Raw genomic sequence first — 19,125 nt, forward strand, 5'->3', positions numbered from 1 at the left:
CTTTATCCGCAATAATAACGTAGTATAGTACTGATTATACTAATTATACTTATTTCTGTATCCCCAAAAAATCAAAATAGTGGAAAATAAAAGTATTGGAAAACGAATCCTTAAACTGTTTGGGTATTTTATCTTAGGAATATTTGGCATCCTTATCATCGGAGTACTCTTATTCTATCTCAACAGACAAACCATAAAGGAAAAAGTAATTGAGGCAGTCAATCAAGAACAAAATGGCGAACTACATATAGGTCAGATCGGTATTGCTCCTTTTGAAGACTTCCCGAATTTCACCTTAGAGCTTGATAGTATTGCTTACTACGAAAAGAAAGCTGAATTAAGAAAAGAAGAAGCACGACCTATTGCTGCTTTAAATAAATTCTTTGTTTCTGTGGATGTTATGGCCCTTATTGGCGGTGATGTTAAAGTAGGAGCAATTAAGCTTCATGATGGAGAAGTGAACCTTTATGCATATAAAGACAGTTCGCTTAACCTAACCAATGCGCTTGGTATTGATTTAAGTGATACGACTCAAGTAGAAGAAGTGCCACAAGATACCACACAAGCGGCCCCTCCTGCATTTAATGTACAATTGGATAAATTCTCGTTGAAAAACGTGAAAGTGATTGTATACAATCAGATGACGGATAAAGGATTGGGTGTACAGGTGAATAACATCAAAACTTCCCTTACTTATAACGAAAATATTATCTCTAATAAACTGAAAGTAAATGTTGAATTATTAGGGATTAAAGATAAAGAAAAGCTACTCTGGCGAAACAAACATTTGGAGATGAAGACCAACCTCACTTTCGATAGAGTGAAGAAAATCATCGACATCAAAAAATGTGATTTTGATATTGAAGGAGCTGTTTTTGCCTTAAATGGTACGGTAGATATTCCAAATGATCTAACGTTGGATTTAAATCTAACCGCCTCACAAAAAGACCTGAACATCATTAACCTTCTTGCTAATGGTAAGATGGATATGGATAAGATCAAGTCAGAGTATACAAGTACTTTGGGTGGTTTGGAGTTTGATGCTAAAATCACTGGTAAATCGAAAGCAACTCTACCAAAAGTTGTAGCGAATGTCGCTTTAGATAAGTTTACCTTAAAGAGTTTAAAAACACCTTATGGACTGAACGACTTCAGTTTCCAAGCCTCATTAAATACGGGTGATTCTGCAGATCTATCTCAATTAGAGTTCCATTTGAATAAATTCAATATTGAAACAACAAATGGATTTACTAGAGGTGATCTATCCGTTACCAATGGAATTGAAAAACCGCACGTAGATTTAAACTGGGAAGCCGATTTATCTTTAGAAAACTTCGATGATTTACTAACTGGTATTCCATTCGATAGCCTAGGGGGTAAACTTGCTTTTAAAGCCGATGTGAATTACGATATCGATGTGAAGAAAAAGAAGTTTATCCAATCGGGTAGAAATTCTCAGAAAATCTATCTAAAGCTAAGTGATGGACACGTGAGACATATTCCGACAGGAATGTCGCCAAGAGATATTAATGCTACCTTATACATTTGGGAAAACCATGTGGGTATCAAAGATTTTATGGCTAAGGTAGATGGTTCTGACTTTAAATTTAACGGAAACATCGACAACTTAATTTTCTATGCTTTAGGAATGCAAACGCCAATTAAGGCAGATGTTCGACTTCAGTCCAATCATTTACTTGTTAGAGAATTACTTGAATATACCGATTCGGCAGCTATCGATTTGGCCGACAATCTACATGATATTGATATCGATTTCACTATGGAAACCGACTCAAAAAGTTTGAATGATTATAAGATTCTCCCTTATGGTAAATTAACGATCAACAACCTTCAAACTTCTTTTGATAAGTTCCAATCGATTCACAATGTATCTGGTTTGATGGGCATTACGCCAAAAGCTTTAGGTATTGATCATTTAAAAGGTAATATCGGAGAGTCAGATTTCTATTTCAGAGGAGGATTTGATAATTACGATGGTATCGTTTACAAAGACTCTGCTATTACAATCAAAGCAGGATTTGATATACGTTCAAACTCTATGCGTGTTGTCGACTTCTTCACTTACGGAGATTCATTACTTGTTCCAAAATCGTTTAAAAACGAAAAGATGAACAACTTCCAAATCCAAGGTGGTATCGATGTGGTCAATCAAGAATTGTTCTCTGATAAAAAAGTTCCTGATTTTAAAGTATGGATGAAGGGTCTAAAATGGAGATTAAGTATCACTCCACTCCTATTTAGAGATTTCCGATTCGAGTTGGTCAAAAAAGATAAAGATGTTTACCTGAATGATTTTAAAGGTAAGATCGGTCAAAGTGATATGACTTTCAATGCTCAATTATTGAATGTTTTAGACAGTACTCGAAAAGACTTTAAAGGACAATTCCAAGTCGATGCCAAGCTCATCAACTTTAATGAACTCTTGAAATTGACCCTGCCGGAAGAAACGTATGAACAATCTTCTGCATCAAGATCTCAGCAGATACAGGAAGAAGAACCTGTTGATATTTTTGCGATCAAGTATCCTGAATTGGAATTAGACATCAAAGTAAATACCATGAAGTTGATGGACATGAACATCAAAAACTTCGATGGTAAAGTATCGACTACCACCGATCAAAAAGTGGTCTTAAATGGTGTTTCTGTCCAGCTTGGTGATGTCGGAAGTATGAAAATGAGTGGTGTTGCCGATACACAAGATCCTAAAAACGTAATTCTAGAAGGTGATGCGACACTAACAAATGTCGATCTATCAAAAATTGATTTTGAAGTAGAATACGAAGGGGACAAAATCAATATGGCCGAAAACTTTGATGGTATTTTGAATGCTAATATGAAAGCAAAAACGCATATCAATAACGATTTGAGTGTGGATATTGCCCATACAACAGCAGATATCAAAATGACACTTGCTGATGGTCGTATTGTGAATTTTGGTCCTTTAGAAGCTATGGCTCGTTACTTCGGTAATAAAGACATGAGTAATATTCGTTTCGATAAGATCGAAAACAATTTTACGGTAAAAGATGGTGTATTCTACATTCCACGAATGGACATTGCCTCAACAATTGGGCAGTTATACATATCTGGAGAGCAACACTTGAATATGGATATGAAATACATGGTAGAGGTACCTTTTAAACTTGTTCGTTCTGTCGCTTGGAATACCTTAACAGGAGGTAAGAAGAAAAAAGATGACGAAGAGGACGAAATTCAAAAAGATGAGGGAGGCAAATATGTTGCTGTCCGAATCGAAGGAAATATTGATGATTATGACATCAAATTAGGTAAAGGCAAAAAGAACAAAGGGAAATAATATCATTCCACTAAAAATAATAATGGCTGCTAGATTTAAATTTTTCTAGCAGCCATTTTTTTATTGATACTTATATTTATTGATTTTAATACCGTCTTCCTCATAGGACTCTGACCACTTTAGGCCTAGCTTTTCGGCCAATCGTACAGACTTATGATTTCCTTCTTCAATAATGGCATAAATTGGATTCACCTTTCGTTCGTGAATACCGAAGTCGAATATCAATTTTGATGCTTCGTAGGCATAACCCTGCCCCGCAAATCTTGGACTGAATATCCAACCAATTTGTATATCTGTTTTTCCAGGAATAGGGTTTAGGTTCACAATACCCATCAGTTCATCTGCATTATTTCTTACTGTCCAAAAGAAACCAATATCTTGATGTATTTCTTCAATTTTTACTTTAAGTATTACTTTTCTTTCCTCATCTGATTTATCCACCATTGGAAAGATAAATTTCATAACATCTGGCTCTTTAAATAAAGCAATGGCCTCGTCTAAATCACTTTCTGATAACAATGTGAGGTATAATCTGGAAGTTTTCATGAGTCTTAGTTTTCTGAATTGGTGACAATTTGATATTTAAGTTATAAGTATCAAAACTGAGATAAATAACTCAGAACTCAAAAATTAAATGAAAGTATGTTAATTATTCGAACGAATGAATAATTAGTACGTTATTATATAAGTAATCATTCAAATCACATAAAATCAATCCATTAAAACTTTATATTATGAGATCTATATTTTCTAACTGCGTTAAAATTGTTTCACTAGGAGTAAAAGCAATTGGTTTATCAATCGAAATCTATTCACAACAAAATCACCCAATAGATCGAAAGAATAAACGATAAGCATTGAAAGTCCATTTCAGAAAAACTGAGATGGACTTTTTTTATAAATGATTAGGGGATTGAAAGAGATATTTCACCTTTATGAATGTATATTTGATTTATCTATTCAAACTCCTCACCATGAACATTAATTACAAAAAGTCACTTCTATTCACTACACTAATTTTATCTACTCAAATACTTTATGCTCAAAGTAAATTCAATGATTATTTTATTGATTCTGCAGATCATTGTGTAGATGTCAGCGGATTTTTAAATGCCGGTTTTGGTTTTCTACCTGTACCCATTTTAATTACAGAACCAGCCGTTGGTCTTGGAGGTGGACTTGTAGGGGTATTTTTCCATGGTCAGCAAAAAGAAAGAGTAGTGGTCGATTCTACCGCACATTTTGAAAATAATAAAAACCTACCGCCAGTGATGACCGCTATAGCCGGTGCTTATACAGAAAATGGCACTTGGCTAACGATGATCGCCCATCAAGGATCGTATTTAAACGACCGTTTACGCTATACCGGTGCAGTTGGCTATATCAGTCCAAATCTTACTTTTTATGGCGGAAACGTACTCGATGCAGGAGAGTACGAATTCAACATGAAAGGCTTTGTTACTTTTCATGAATTATTATTTAGACCAGTAGCCAAAGTCCCTATGTTTGCAGGATTCAATTACGTCTATTTTAACAATGACGTTTCTTTTGATACCAAAACACCTGAATTAGGAAAATTGGAAGAAGAGAACAATCTAGGTGGACTAAACTTAGTGGGGATGTGGGATTCTCGAAATAACACTTTTACCCCTACCAAAGGAATTATGTCTGCTACAGAGTTCGGTGTTTTTGATAAAGCTTTGGGTGGTGATAACGATTATTGGAATTTTAGCCATAGAACTTATTTTTATCAACCGATTATCAAAGAGAAGTTATTTTCTGGATATCGATTAAATTATGCCGCTAAATGGGGCGATAGTGTTCCCTTTTATGAACTTCCTTTCATCAATTTAAGAGGTATTCAAGCCTTAAGATATCAAGACCATAATGCTTTGACTTTAGAAACTGAATGGAGATGGCAATTCACAAAACGTTGGAGCGCTGTTGGTTTTGCAGGTGCCGGTTTTACTGCACCAAAAATTGATCAGTTTGATTTTTCAAAAGGGCAATATGCCGTTGGTGGTGGCTTTAGATATTTTATTGCTAAAGAATATGGTTTACACGCAGGTATCGATATTGCAAGAGGTCCTGAAGTTTGGGCTTGGTACCTAACGGTAGGGTCTAATTGGTTTAGATAAACTCTAAAATAGTTATATATTAAAAATCAGAAAGGCTATTTCAATACATTTTGAGATAGCCTTTCTTGCCTATGTTTAAAAAAACATGTAAATAATATATTTGTTTAAATTCTATTTAAGTGCTGACCACATTCCCTCGATGAGAATGTGATCATGTATATAGTAATTGGGTTATTTTTTCTTTTTTTCAGGAACAACAGTGATGTTTAAATCACGTTGTTTGTATTCTTCTTTTTCATCCAAGACAGCGAATGTAATGGTATGTTTTCCCGTTGATAATGAGTTCATCACTTTAGGGACTAAATGTACTCTTACATCTTTCGCTCCCAATACATGTCTGTAAGTAGTGTGCTTTCCAAGCATACTCTCTTGCATCTTTTCCTCTCCAAATTCTTTTGGCTCCTCTGCCAAATTGATATGAAAATCTTCTTTGCCAAAAGGTGTACTTACATCCACTGTAACAATTTTGGCAGGAACATAAATATCGATTTTCACCGTATCTTGAAACTTCCCTTCTGTGATGTACATTTCTGTTCCTCTTGAAAACTCAAATGCAGTTGATCTTGGAATGACATCTTCAATGTTTCTACCTCCGCAAGAAGATAACAAGGCCATAAATACTAAAGCAACAACGACAAATACTGATATATTTTTCATAGCAATAAAGTTAAAGTAGATTGTAAAAGGAGTGATGTATAGACAAGAATTAGTACACGTTAATCGTGAGGTCTTGCCAAACATGATTGCCATTTCTGTCAATCATTTCGAAAGTGAATAACTGCTCTCCTCTTTTCAGTTCGTTAATCACTTCTTTTTTAAGAAAAGCTTTGGCATTGGTCGCTCCCTTAATTTTTTCTGGAAGTTCTCCATCCAACAGCGAATCTTGTATTTCTTTCATTTCTTCAGATTCTGGAACTCTAGTGAGTTCTACACTAACACCCAATCCTTGCATCGGGAAAGTGACCAACACATGATCTATCAACCCTTCCGCCTTAAAATTCACTTGAATATCTTCATTCGCTTTCCCCTCTCCTATACTCACCTCATTTGGTGTAGAAATTTTAATACTAGGAATACTAGTGGGTTGTACGTTAGACTTCTTACTACAAGACCAAAACATGGTCATTAACCCAAGAATGAATATTTTTATGTATGTACGTTTCATAATGTCTTTGTTAGATGATATAACTGAACAAACGTTCAAATTATTCAATCGTTTGATTTGTTCAAGATCATTAACTACTGTTCAAACAAGACCAACTCACTCTTGTACAAAGAATACTATTCAATTATCAAATAAAAATGGATTTAAAATGCCTCTCCTAAAGTGATATAAATACCTTTATTGTTCTCTTCCAAACTCCAACCAAAATCGACTCTCACATTTGCAGGGTCTTTTCTATTGATATTTAATCGAAGTCCTGCCCCTAAAGTAGATTTTAAATGTTGAAAATCGCTAAGTTCATCGTATACTGTTCCTAAACTATAAAAGGCCGTCATACCAAATCTCCCCCAAACTTTTTGACGTAATTCTGCTTGTGTTTGTATGGAATGAAAATCTCTATATCGACCCAATTCATAACCTCTCATTATTTGTTTTCCTCCCAGTAGGGATAATTCATGAAAAGGTATATCACCAAAATTATTCTGAACTAGTAACTGACAAGCCAATACCGTTTGTCCATTGTTCTTTAGGTCAAAATAACGTCGTCCATCCAATTTGATGGTGATGAAAGACCTTGAATCATCTAAACTAGTATAAAAAAGAGTGGTTAAATCTAGGTAAAAGTTTCTTGTAGGGGTCATGATGCTGTTTCGTTTATCCCAAATAAAAACAGGACCAATACCAAGGTAACTTCCTCCCTCAGCCCCAGGAAATGGCAAATTATTTTCATCTAAGCCTTTGCCTTCTCGATCTGTATAATTAATATCAAAAATACTGATGGAACGAAACTTCCCTCCTATGAACATATTGGGTCTGAACTGATGCACTATTCTTTCAAATATTTCAAGAGAATGATACTCCGCATTAATAAAATCATCCTCTCCTGTATCCGGACCAATTCGATAAAGTTGTTCCGGAGTTTTCTTGTATTCAATTTTTCCTTTGTAATAGTACTTCTCAGCATTACTCAATAACTCATGTTCCGTCGAAAGGTAATTTTGTCCTTTGTAAGAAGACCCCACATAAAAATTCACATTAGAAGGACGGGTAGTATAATCATCCTTCTTGAGTTTGAACTGATATAAAAAATATAGTCCTAAAACGACATCTGTTTTAGGACTATAGGATAAAGCCGGTGAGGCTAAAATATTGTTTTTATATGGACGTAATGAAGTCGAATCAGTTTGTGCTATCGACTGATTGATACATAATACAAGAGTAATAATATGTACCCAAATGAACTTCATTTACTTATTTTCATCTAAAACCTTTTTATATTCTTTGATCAATTGTTTTTCTGTGGTCATGGAACTATGAATGAAATAACCCATCTGGGTTAGTTTTTCTTTTTCAGTAAGTAACTGCATACCAGTAAATGAGTGCTCCATAAACTTCTCCATATTATTCATATAAATTGCTTGGAGTTTATATAATGAATTGAATTTAGACAACTCCTCCAACTTCATATAGGTCACTGCTCCTGATATTTTAGCAGTTTCCCAGGCAGTATCCTCAGTCAATTCAAATTCTAATGAAATATCTCTATCAACATTTGTACTGTCTAATTCTCCATCAAGTACTTTTGCTAGAATTCTTATTTTCTCTTCTGTTTTTTGATGTACGACCACCAAAGAATCAATTTTATTAAGGTTATCTTTTACCTCTATAAGAATATCTCGTTTCGCTTTTTTTGCTAATTCTTGATGTTCATGATCACTCCACATCGTATCAATAAACAAGGCGAACATCACCCCGAACAATACAGAGAAAAACTCTTTTAAGTATTTTGGGTCTATTTTATAAGATTTCTTTTTCATCAGAAAGTAAACTGAGTGGTCAACATAAAGAAATGTTGGGTGTGTGCTTTTCCTGTTTGTGTATCCCAGAAATATTGTCCAGGTACCCAGAAGTTATAGGTGGCACAAATTTCCCAATGACGGTTTAAAGTAATTACGGATGATAATTGCATGGAATCACCTAAGTCTCTTGAATTACTCTCTCCACTTCTTAATATACCATTTGATGTGTTATAAACCGCATCTTCTAAGCTCGATCTTTGAAAGTTCCAATACGTCAACCTTGATTTTACTACTTTGAATAAGGTAAAATCGATATTGGCAGATAATGATGTTAAGTTCTTACGATCCATGGCTCCATGTTCTCCAAAAAACTGTGCTACCTGAGGAAAGAGAGGATTGAAGGTTCCTAATGAGCCATCTCCTTTGTTTTGATCACCTGATGAATAATCAAATCCTACCCAGATATGAGGTTGTGTGGCTACTTCTGGAAAGGATACACCAAACTCAGTAGTTATAGAATAAGCATTGATGTTTTTATCACCAAACTTACCAAACTGATACATGGCTTCCACTTCATAATTAAAGATTCGTTTAATTGGGCCTGCCAATAAGAAACCTGCGGTATAACGTTGTTCGTTGGCTACCCCATCTTCATAGACTGCATTTTCTCGATGTAGACCATAGAAGTAGGGTTCAAAGTAGGTTCTATCAAAAGACGACCAACTTGGCACCCCAAATCCGGCAGTGGTGGTATAGGCAACATCAAACGATTCGTAGCGTACACCCCAAAAAGTGGTGTTTTCATCTCTTGTGGTATAACCGTCGGGAACAGGAATAACTGGTTTACTCACAAAGGCCACTAACTTGTTATTATCATTCCCTACATAAAAACCGGCTCCATCAAAAGATCGACGCGTAATAAGCCAATTGCCGGGGGATAATAAACGTTCGTGCCCTGCCTGTAATTCTCTTCTACCTGCCCAAACTCCCATGTAGGTATTATTATACAAATCGAATTTATATTCACCGAAAAGGTTGAGAAAGGCGCCATTTGTTACAGGTGTTCCAGCACCAAGTCTGTCCGTATTATCTTTAGTGGTATTCGAATAGATACCCTCTGCAAATACTCTAAAGTTTTTACCAAAATGAATATCGGCATGTGTTCTCAAACGAAAAGTAAATAAACCAGAGTTAGGCGATTGAAACTCCTCGTTTACGGTAGGCATGTATCGTACCCTCGCTTGTCCACCAAAAGATGCCCAAATCTTTTTATTTTTTGATAATGGAACAGCTTTGATCTTATCGGACCAATCTCTCGATTGAACATCACGAACTCGCCAATCTTCTAGTTTCCAATTTTCTTTGTAACGTCGGTCTTGATAGCTATCCAAAGGCCATGACAAAGAATCTTGACCCCAAGAAAAAATAGGTATCAATAGAAATAAAAATACGCTTGAACACTGCAGAAATCTCATCATAAATTAAATACTGAATTGCTCTAATAAAATGCGGTCTTCTAAAGATTGATCTTTATCGAATAGTAGATGTCTCGTGTCTTTTTTGTCTTGCCAAACCTTAGCATGTACTGCATTCTTCACTTCTTTGGAATCTGCCGCGGCACCGATTGGTCTTTTTTGTGGATCTAAGTTTTTAATCTCAATCACCACATCATTGGGTAGTAAAGCTCCCTTCCAACGTCTTGGACGGAAAGGGGATACTGGCGTTAAAGCCAATAAATTTGCATTCAATGGAATGATTGGACCATGTGCTGAAAAGTTATAAGCAGTTGATCCTGCTGGAGTAGCTACTAAAACGCCATCCGCATTTAGCATGTCTAAAGCTACCTTTCCATTGACAGAAATCTCAAGATTTGCACTCTGCCCAGAATATCTGATGACCGACACTTCATTATAGGCTTTATAATGAAAATGCTCTCCCTGATCGTCTTCGATATCCACAGAAATTGGACATAAATGCACATCTTGAGAATGATTGATACGTTCTAATAAATCCACATCATCCTTGTACTCATTCAATAAAAAGCCTAGTGTTCCTCTGTTCATACCGAATACAGGTTTATCTAAATCCGGATAGGTATGAAGTACTTGTAAAAGGAAACCATCTCCACCTAAAGCAACTACGACATCAGCTTCATCGACTGAATAGTTTTTATGTACTGAAGTCAATAACTGAAAAGCTTCGTCTGATTTAGGACTACCTGATTTTAAAAAGGCTAATTTTTGATATTTCATAATAAGTTTTGAATGCGTGGATTGAATGGATCGTATTATTTATTATTTACTGTTATTCTTCGTACAACATTTCATATTCTACATCTGCAAAATGTTGCTCTCCTAAACTTGTTTTTACAATAACAAGAGGATACTGATGCCAATCTTCTACATAGACTTCTTCGATCTCTCTTGCTTCATCACCTAAGAAATGAGCACCAATAATAAATTCTTTTTTCTTTCCGTCTGTATCGATAATCGATACGCCTTTAAACTGTTTCATTTGCTTTTTTTGTTTAGGATAGATATTACTTTATTCGTCGAGACATCTTTTCGAAGCTCTCAACGAGAATATATTTTGATAGAGGTTAACTCAGGAATACTGAGTCAACCTCTAAATTTTTCTTTTTTACTTTTCCTTACCAGGAAGGAAGAAACTTAATATCAACGAAATCACTGTAAAGATGCTGATGATCATAAATGTATCTGTGAATGCTTTCTCAGCAGAATTGTTCACGATCTCTTGATACGCAGCTTTTGTTTTTTCTGGTAACTCCTCCTGTACCCAAGTTTTCTCTTCCTCAGGAGTAATTTCCATAAAAGTATCTTCTAATTCGATAATGATTTCTTCTTTGGCTGTTTCTGATAACTGAAGTTCCTCAGTCGTTTCGTAACCGTCAACCATATTCGAATACACCGAACCGAATAAGATAGATCCTGCGAAGGCAATGGCGAATCCTTGACCTACAATCTCTTTCATGGTCTCTGATAATCCAGAAGCCTCTCCATCCTGAGATGAAGGTACTTTGATCATCGTTAATGTGGCTATTTGTGCCATCACTAAACCACAACCAACACCGAACACTAACGCTCCTGAGATTGTTGACATCCAAGTCATCTCGACAGATGTTTGTTGCGTCAATAAGAATGATCCTCCTAAGATGATCGCAAAACCAACTATCACGATCAATTTTGGAGAAATCTTCTCCCCTAAACTTGCTGTCCCGAAAGCGGTGAAGGCTACACCAATTGAAATTGGTAAAGTGGTCAATGCTGTATCAAAAGAATCTAAACCTGCTGCCGATTGTACAAAGACTGAAACCGTAAACAATACTGCCGCAATCAAGAAGTACAATAACGCTTGAATTGTCATCCCAATAGAGAATGGAATGTTTTTCAAAATGGACGCACTCAATAATGGTGTTTCTCCTTTGGCTGTCAAAGCTGCTCCTCTTTTGAAGAAGACAATCAATAATACCACTGCAATGGCATACATCACAGGCACAATAGATAATCCACCTAAAGGAATGACTGTCCCTCCGATATCAAATGGTCTTTTCTCCATTAACCAACCGAACTCTGACGCCATTGTCGTTGCAATCAAGAAAGTACCGAAAGCCAATACTGATAATACTACTGATAGAATATCAATTTTAATGGATGAATCTTTTTCTGTTTCTGGTAAGGTGAAAGCAGCTAAAATGGTCAATACACCAAATGCAGGTGATAAACCCAGTGCTATTCTCCATGAAACGATAGAAGCTAAATAACCTACAATTACTGGTGCTAAGGCAGAGATAATTGATAATACGGCTCCATAGATCGCAAATGCTGAAGCTCTTTGAGACCCTTCGTAGAAATACATGATGAGTGCAATGGATGTCGGAATAACCAACACCATACCAAAAGGCCAAATCAATGCCCATGCTACACTAAATATGGTAGAGTTGGGTGCTAAAACTACTATCGTTAGACCAACAGTATAAATAATTGATCCGATGATAAATACTTTTTTCTTCCCTATTTTATCGCCTAAACGTCCTGCGGTTACCATCAAAGTACCAGCAATTAAAGACGCGGATACGATCACCATTTGCAGACCCGATACCGACCAATTGAGGTCTTGTACAATTGGGCCAATCAATACGTTAATACTAAATGATGTAATGTACATCATCACCATCGAGAGGATGATTACGATTAACGGTTTCCAGTTCATTTTATCTTGCGTACTCATTTGTTAGTTTAATCTATGGTGTCACAATTTTCTTTTTTAAATCTTCGTAGTATGCCTTCGTTTCATCAATCCATGTTCTTAAGAATGGACGGAAAGCATCCAACATTTCAGACGTTCTATCCGGACTTTCCCAAGCCTCGTTGTCGTAACGCTGATACTTCATTTCCTTCACTTCTTCCATTCTTTTGATTAAAGCATCGATGATCTCCGGTCCTTTTGTTTTTGACCAAGTTGGCTGACCATCTACCTCCACATAAATCGGAGAAGTGTGGGCTTGAATTCTTTTGGTAAAGTGACTTTGGAATACAATGTCATGGGCTTTTTCTCCATGCACTTTGATCGCAAACCAAGCACTTTCTTCCATTGGGATATCTAAATTAATTTCAATTTCTTCTTGACCTTTTTCCAGTTTAATCTCTTTGATGATCTCCCCATTCATAATCACAGAAGCATAGTTTAATTTATCCCAACTTGGAACGATATAACCTTTGGCTTTTAAAGTGATGTTCTCTCCTTTCTTCACACTCAACGTCGAGCCAATATCAGATCCATTGATGTTGAAATCGACCATCGGACCATTGGAAACAAACGACCTTCCTTTTTCCAAACCTTCGTTCCAAGCTTCTGGAGAAAACGCTCCATCTACTTTCACATAAGTTCTTACAGCTCCTGGAAGCGACATGTACGGCCAATCCGATCCCGCTGCTGCCGATAACTTAAACCCTAGGTTAAGGAAAGCATACCAATCGTTTAAGTTCAATGAATGATATTGGAAAATCTCTACAAAATCCACTTCATCTTCTGGAACCAATAAAGCCAAAGCAATATTTTGTTGGAACTGAGCAAAGTCCATGTGTGCTACTCCAAATACACCTCCTTGATTATGTACCTCTTTCGATACTCTATCGTAATGGAAGTATTCGTTGGGATAGCGAACAAACTCATTGTGTCCCATCGCTAGAACGTGACCTAGAAAGTCAGTTCTCGGATCTTCTTGTCCTGAAGCGATATAATAATTTTTCTCTTTGTACTGACCTTCTTTCCCCCAAGCATATTGATCGAAGTGTGTCGTCACCGAATTTCCCAATGCATACAGCCAGTGCATATGTAAATCTGCTGCTCTCGCGTGGGCAATTTGATTCGGGTTCATGCTCGAATTTCTTCTTGAGAAGTGGTTATGAACATCTCCAGAGTACCAACCTTTTTTAGGCATATCAAATACATGCTCCAAATACAAGTTGATGTTGTTCGTCTGACCTTCCTTAATCTCAATTGTCTTTTGATAAATTGGATATTCAGGTCCTTTCATAATCACTAAATCATACTTCCCTGCCGGAATATTGGCTTGATACAAACCATCGATATACATAGTATAATGGTTTTTATGAGGCCAGTTGATTTGATCCAATTCTTCTCTGATTTCTACAGAGCGAACCATGTTTTCAAAGAATTGTAGCTCGATAGCACTTTCTGTTGGAAGAGGCATTCTGCCAGTGGCATCATATAGTCCGATCTGTGCCGCTACTCTTTCTTTAGATTTCTTATTGAAAAGGTTTAACTGTAAATTTCCAGTAGGGTTTTGCGTTGCATTATCACCTACCAATTCAAAACGAATATCCTTAATGAACAATAACTGAGAAGACATATCCACATTACTTGATAAAGCAAAGTCTGTGTTTCCATATCCTCTGTTGGCTAAACGAGCTCTGTCCAAAACAAATTCGAACGTCTGCCATCCCGTTTGTCCTTCTTTGATATCCACTTTGTGTACAGACTCTACCACACCATTTCTGTCGTAAGCGTAATAGAACTGCTTGAGATTACTTACTTCCATCTCCACAGTTACTTTTACTTTCTGATCGATATCAAAAGCAAAAGTATCGTCGATACTAAATCCCAAAGCTATACCGTATAGAATCTGATCGTCACCGTCTCTTTTAATGCCGGCTCTAGATGGATCATTATCCACACGAAGTCCCATTGTTTGGAACACTCCTGTAGCAATGGTTTTATCGATTTGACTTGTCTTCCAGTCGATCTCAAATGTTCCTGATGGATTGTCAGGATGATGTGCTAGAAGTGGTAAAGTCAATAACCAACCTATACATAGTAGTATTTTTTTCATTCCCATGAGTAGTAATCAATAGAGAGAAATTTCTTTCCATAACTACCGAGGGGACGAGGGTTTCATCGTCCCCATCGATACATTTTATCTAAACAAATTAGGCTTAACAATACCTAGTAATTACTAGATATCTTTTAATCTTTCTGGTACAACGTGTCTCGAGAATACCTCGTCTTGTGTTTCTGGAGTTTTTACCCATTCCACAGTATCACCTTTTACCATCACCATACCCGGTCTAGGAAGTGCATTGAAGTTACAAGTATAAGGCTCGATGTAAGAACCTGTGTTCAAGAACGCCAATGTATCCCCTTTTTCCAGTTGTGGCATTTTATGTTGTTCTGCAAGACAGTCGTAGTTACAAGTAATACCTACAACATCTACAGGAGTATTGTATGTTTGATCTGCTTTGTTACACGCTACCAAATCGAATGGAGGTGTCACATTCAAACCACCAACACTTAAGAACGTCTCCGAAGTATCTGTCTCTGCCCATTGGTAGTCCATACCGTTGGCAGTTTCATGCTTCATGTTGTGTACTTTGAATAAGTGAATACCACTTTCGTTATACATCGCACGACCCGGCTCGATTTCAAGAATTACACCATCAGAAGAAAGACCAATACCTTTCATTCCATTTCTGAAAGTTTCTGTAATCACTTTAGCAAAATCTTCTAAGTGAGGTGTATCGTAATCCGTTACTGCTACACGAGTTTCTTTGTCCATTTCAGCAGGGAAACCACCACCAACAGAAACAATCGAAGGTGACCAGTTATTACCCACACCATCATGAATCTCTTTGATCATGTCGACTACTGATTGTACCAATGACGACCAGAAAATTGGCTTTTTCGAGTGACGACCGGCATGTGTATGCACACCTACTAGCTTCACATTTGGACAATCGGCAAACTGAGGCAACATCTCTCTTACTTCAGAAGTAGGGATACCATATTTTACCGTTTGTGTCATTTCACGAATCAAACGTGCAGGGAAGAAATCCGATGGCTCATCAAGGTCTTTCATGTAAGGCTTGATACGCAACATCACGTGTGCTTCTTTACCCAATTCAGCAGCAATTCTTTGGCAAACACCTAGTTCGTCTTTGTTATCCAAAACGATATGAATACCTAAATCAATTGCTTTTCTGATAATATCATCAGATTTAATCGAACCGTTAACGGCGATATCTTCGTAAGGTACACCACCTCTAATTGCTGTTTCCAACTCTCCAGCACCGAAAGTATCACAACCACAACCCGCTTGAGATAATACTCTTCTTACTGCTACAGTTGGGTTGGCTTTTACCGCTGCCATAACACGAATTCTTCCCTCAGGATAAAACTTTTGGAAAGTGTTTTGAAAAGCAAGGTAGTTTTGTACCAAGATGTTTTCTGATACCACGAATAAAGGAGTACCGTACTTATTAGCAATGTCTACAGTGCTTACATCTTCGATAAATAATTCTCCGTTTTTCACGCTTAACAGCGGGTTCATTTTGATATCGCTCATGATTCTATCTTTTTAATGTTTTTCGTTTCTTAAAGGAAGACTACAAGGGCCAAACGAGCAGTGTGATTATCATCTTTAAAAACTCCTCTGTAAAAACCACTTAGTTGTAGCTTATCTGATAATGCGTATTGTGCAATAAATTCTTGTATGTAACGGTCGTTTCTTTCCATGCCAATATTACTTGCCGTATAAATTGGCGTAACCTGAAGGAACATCTTCTCACTCAAAATAATTGGAGTGATGATCTGAAACGACATTCCGTGTTGTGGATCTTGAAACAAACCTGGTCTTTCTAACACCGGTGAAGAAGTGTACTGATAAGAAAGAATTGGGAACATTTGAATCCAATCTGCTATCATTAAACCTACTGTAACACCTGGCTGTACTAACCAAGCTCCAGATCCTAAACCATCATCATAATTTCCTGTTGGAGCAAAAATGTCTACCGATGGACCAAATGCTCCAAAGAACTTATCATAATTTTTATAAGGGAGATAGAAGTATCTTGCTCTAAAATCTCCAATACCTGTTTTACCTGTCTCTGTGTTATGCAATAATGGCATCTCAGCTAAAAACAAGTGTGCATCACTTGGTGCGAACATAAACTCTGCTCTATACCCATATGTATCTGCTCCATTTTTAGAATAGTTGTATTCTAAGTGATTGTACAACTGAGTATAAAAGTTCGTTGGCTTTGATGCGTCAATTTCTTCTTGTGCGAAAATGAAGTTTGATAAAAGAAGAAGAGTGAATAGTGAAATGAATTGTTTCATAGTAAAAATTAATGACCAGCACGAATACTGGTTCTTGCTAATATATAATTGGCGATAGGTACTAAAGCAACCATGCCTACTAACCAAGCGAAGAAATTGATATAGGATAGACCTATACAAGCTACTGCGACTACCGGGTCAGCTAAAATTTCGTTGGATAACACCTTGATTCTCTCGTCGGTCATCTCCTCTTTAAGCATATCGTTTTTCTTTGCATGATGCAGTTTCCAATACGAAAAGATGCCTAATAATCCCCATACAGCACTAAAAATGGCTCTTGAATGAGGTTGATCTGAAGTGAACTCAATGTTCATTTCAAAATAAGGATAGAGACACAGTAGAAAGAAGTAACCAAAGGTGATTAATATCTGATTGAGGTTGGTTGTTTTCATCGAATGATGTACTTCGACGAACTTGAACCAATGGATAACTAATATCAAGAAACCTGCTACATAAGGAAGAAATGGTTTATCCCATATCAATTGAGAATCTATGACTTTTTCTCCATCTACAATTTCTGTTTCGACATCAAAAACAATCAATCCCAAAACTGGGGTGGTCATACTTATTGCAAAAAGCAGCATGCCCAAATGTTTTACATAGTCCAGAAAGTAGGTGTGGTCTCTAGGTTGTTGTATTTCTTGTGATGCCATATTAATACCTTTCTAGCCATTCATCCACGCAATGATCGATGGAGTTTAGCCATACCTGACGTGCAATTTCTTTTAGCTTCGGCGAACAATCGGCTTCTTCAACAATCAATCTTGAACCTAACAATTGAAACCCTTCTGGCATTCTTTCATAATTTGTCTGTGTACCTGCTTCAATGCTATTTCCGTCTCTGTAAACGTAATACGTTTTACCTACTTGACTAAAACAGATTCTTGCCAAACACATCGGACAAGGTTCTTGAGAAGTAAACAAAGTGTAATCTCTCATTCGAGGGGTTTTATCATCACATAATCTGTCTTCTAACTCATTCAATAGCACCATCTCAGCATGTAAATCCAAGCGGTGATAAGGAGAGTTGGCTTTCGACATATTTTCTGCGATCACCTCATCATGATGAAGCAAACAACCACCTACTGCAACACTACCTCCTCTTCCAGCACGTATCCCTTGACGAACAGAAATAATTGACGGTCCATCATGCTTATATCCTTCTGGATTTGCTTCATAATCGTTGAGTTGCTGCTCCAATTCATCATAATTGAATTTTGGAGTTTCGAACTTTAAAACGGGTTTTTCAGTATTGTTACACATAGTAGAATGATTAACGTTTAGTTACCAATTGATTTTTTCACGATCTGTAAAGAAACCTGCAGTTGGTCCATCTTGTGGAAGCGTAGCTAACCATACCGATGTATCAGCTCCTTCTGCTGGAGTTTTTGGTCGAGCCTCATCACCATAATCAGGTAGTTCGTCGGTATTCATAGCACTGTCTACCCAACCAGGACAACAGCTATTTACTTTGATACCAAATTCTTCCAACTCCTTCGCAAAAAGTACTGTCATGGCGTTTACTCCAATCTTAGAACTTTGATAAGCGGCACAGATATCATCTCTTAAAGGAGAATTCATATCAGATAACTGTGCTAATTGTGCCACTTGAGTGGAAAGGTTAACGATTCTGCCTGCCTCACTTTTCTTTAAAAGAGGAACTAACTTTTGAGTGAAAAGGAATGGTCCGATATAATTCACTTCCATTACTTTTCTAAATAGTACTTCTGATAAATCTGATGGATGCTTTCCCATATCTACCAACATGGCAGCATTGTTTACCAATGCATCTAATCTACCGTAATGCTTATCCACAAATTCCACTACTTGATGAAAAGTAGCACTATCTGCTAAATCAAATGATATGGCTTTTGCTTCAATACCTTTCCCTTCTAATTCCTCAACTTTTGAAGAAGCATCTTGAACATCAGCTAGTATGACTGCATATCCTTTCTCTCCTAAAAGCCTTGCTGTTTCGAATCCAATTCCTTGGGCAGCTCCTGTAATTAAGGCAACTTTCTTCATCTTCAG

17 protein-coding genes are annotated in these 19,125 nt (G+C 36.8%); 2 read left to right on the forward strand and 15 right to left on the reverse strand.

Annotated elements, in window-relative coordinates:
• Positions 1-79: 79 nt before the first annotated feature.
• Entirely contained in the window at positions 80-3,337 is a 3,258-nt protein-coding gene (locus MY04_RS12355; RefSeq protein WP_066210068.1) for an AsmA-like C-terminal region-containing protein, read from the forward strand.
• Positions 3,338-3,397: 60 nt separating this feature from the next.
• On the opposite strand, the gene MY04_RS12360 is transcribed toward MY04_RS12355, so the two are convergent.
• A complete protein-coding gene (locus MY04_RS12360; protein WP_066210069.1) occupies positions 3,398-3,883 on the reverse strand; it encodes a GNAT family N-acetyltransferase in 486 nt (161 codons plus the stop codon).
• Between the two features lie 428 nt (positions 3,884-4,311).
• Between MY04_RS12360 and MY04_RS12365 the strand changes: the two genes are divergently transcribed.
• A complete protein-coding gene (locus MY04_RS12365) occupies positions 4,312-5,475 on the forward strand; it encodes a BamA/TamA family outer membrane protein (RefSeq protein ID WP_066210070.1) in 1,164 nt (387 codons plus the stop codon).
• Between the two features lie 171 nt (positions 5,476-5,646).
• Here the strand turns inward: MY04_RS12365 and MY04_RS12370 are convergent, their stop codons facing one another.
• The 14 genes from MY04_RS12370 to MY04_RS12435 form a co-directional block, all read right to left on the reverse strand.
• On the reverse strand, positions 5,647-6,132 hold the full coding sequence (locus tag MY04_RS12370) for a hypothetical protein (protein ID WP_066210071.1): 486 nt from the start codon (positions 6,130-6,132) through the stop codon (positions 5,647-5,649).
• 49 nt (positions 6,133-6,181) lie between these two features.
• A complete protein-coding gene (locus tag MY04_RS12375; RefSeq protein ID WP_066210072.1) occupies positions 6,182-6,640 on the reverse strand; it encodes a hypothetical protein in 459 nt (152 codons plus the stop codon).
• A 143-nt stretch (positions 6,641-6,783) separates the two neighbouring features.
• The gene (locus MY04_RS12380; protein ID WP_066210073.1) at positions 6,784-7,887 is read right to left on the reverse strand and encodes a BamA/TamA family outer membrane protein; all 1,104 of its coding nucleotides are present in this window, start codon (positions 7,885-7,887) and stop codon (positions 6,784-6,786) included.
• Positions 7,888-8,457, reverse strand: coding sequence for a hypothetical protein (locus MY04_RS12385; protein WP_066210074.1), 570 nt, complete (start codon positions 8,455-8,457; stop codon positions 7,888-7,890).
• The gene (locus MY04_RS12390) at positions 8,457-9,917 is read right to left on the reverse strand and encodes an alginate export family protein (protein ID WP_066210075.1); all 1,461 of its coding nucleotides are present in this window, start codon (positions 9,915-9,917) and stop codon (positions 8,457-8,459) included. Before MY04_RS12390 ends, MY04_RS12385 begins: the two co-directional genes overlap by 1 nt.
• Before the next feature lie 3 nt (positions 9,918-9,920).
• Positions 9,921-10,691, reverse strand: coding sequence for an NAD kinase (locus MY04_RS12395; RefSeq protein ID WP_066210076.1), 771 nt, complete (start codon positions 10,689-10,691; stop codon positions 9,921-9,923).
• A gap of 52 nt (positions 10,692-10,743) precedes the next feature.
• A complete protein-coding gene (locus MY04_RS12400; protein ID WP_066210077.1) occupies positions 10,744-10,953 on the reverse strand; it encodes a hypothetical protein in 210 nt (69 codons plus the stop codon).
• A 126-nt stretch (positions 10,954-11,079) separates the two neighbouring features.
• Entirely contained in the window at positions 11,080-12,687 is a 1,608-nt protein-coding gene (locus MY04_RS12405; RefSeq protein ID WP_066210078.1) for an MFS transporter, read from the reverse strand.
• Between the two features lie 13 nt (positions 12,688-12,700).
• The gene (locus tag MY04_RS12410; protein ID WP_158297685.1) at positions 12,701-14,812 is read right to left on the reverse strand and encodes a CehA/McbA family metallohydrolase; all 2,112 of its coding nucleotides are present in this window, start codon (positions 14,810-14,812) and stop codon (positions 12,701-12,703) included.
• A gap of 123 nt (positions 14,813-14,935) precedes the next feature.
• A complete protein-coding gene (locus MY04_RS12415; protein WP_066210080.1) occupies positions 14,936-16,321 on the reverse strand; it encodes a diaminopimelate decarboxylase family protein in 1,386 nt (461 codons plus the stop codon).
• A gap of 29 nt (positions 16,322-16,350) precedes the next feature.
• Positions 16,351-17,094 carry a hypothetical protein gene (locus MY04_RS12420; protein WP_066210081.1) on the reverse strand — a complete coding sequence of 248 codons (744 nt, stop codon included), beginning with the start codon at positions 17,092-17,094 and terminating at the stop codon, positions 16,351-16,353.
• A gap of 8 nt (positions 17,095-17,102) precedes the next feature.
• Positions 17,103-17,747: a TMEM175 family protein gene (locus MY04_RS12425; protein WP_066210082.1), complete on the reverse strand. Its 645-nt coding sequence runs from the start codon at positions 17,745-17,747 to the stop codon at positions 17,103-17,105.
• Position 17,748: 1 nt separating this feature from the next.
• Complete coding sequence (locus MY04_RS12430) at positions 17,749-18,357, reverse strand: nucleoside deaminase (protein WP_066210083.1); 609 nt, start codon at positions 18,355-18,357, stop codon at positions 17,749-17,751.
• Positions 18,358-18,378: 21 nt separating this feature from the next.
• Positions 18,379-19,119, reverse strand: coding sequence for an SDR family NAD(P)-dependent oxidoreductase (locus tag MY04_RS12435; RefSeq protein ID WP_066210084.1), 741 nt, complete (start codon positions 19,117-19,119; stop codon positions 18,379-18,381).
• Between the last annotated feature and the right edge of the window lie 6 nt (positions 19,120-19,125).

The sequence above is a fragment of the Flammeovirga sp. MY04 genome, from assembly GCF_001682195.2.
GTDB lineage: Bacteria > Bacteroidota > Bacteroidia > Cytophagales > Flammeovirgaceae > Flammeovirga > Flammeovirga yaeyamensis.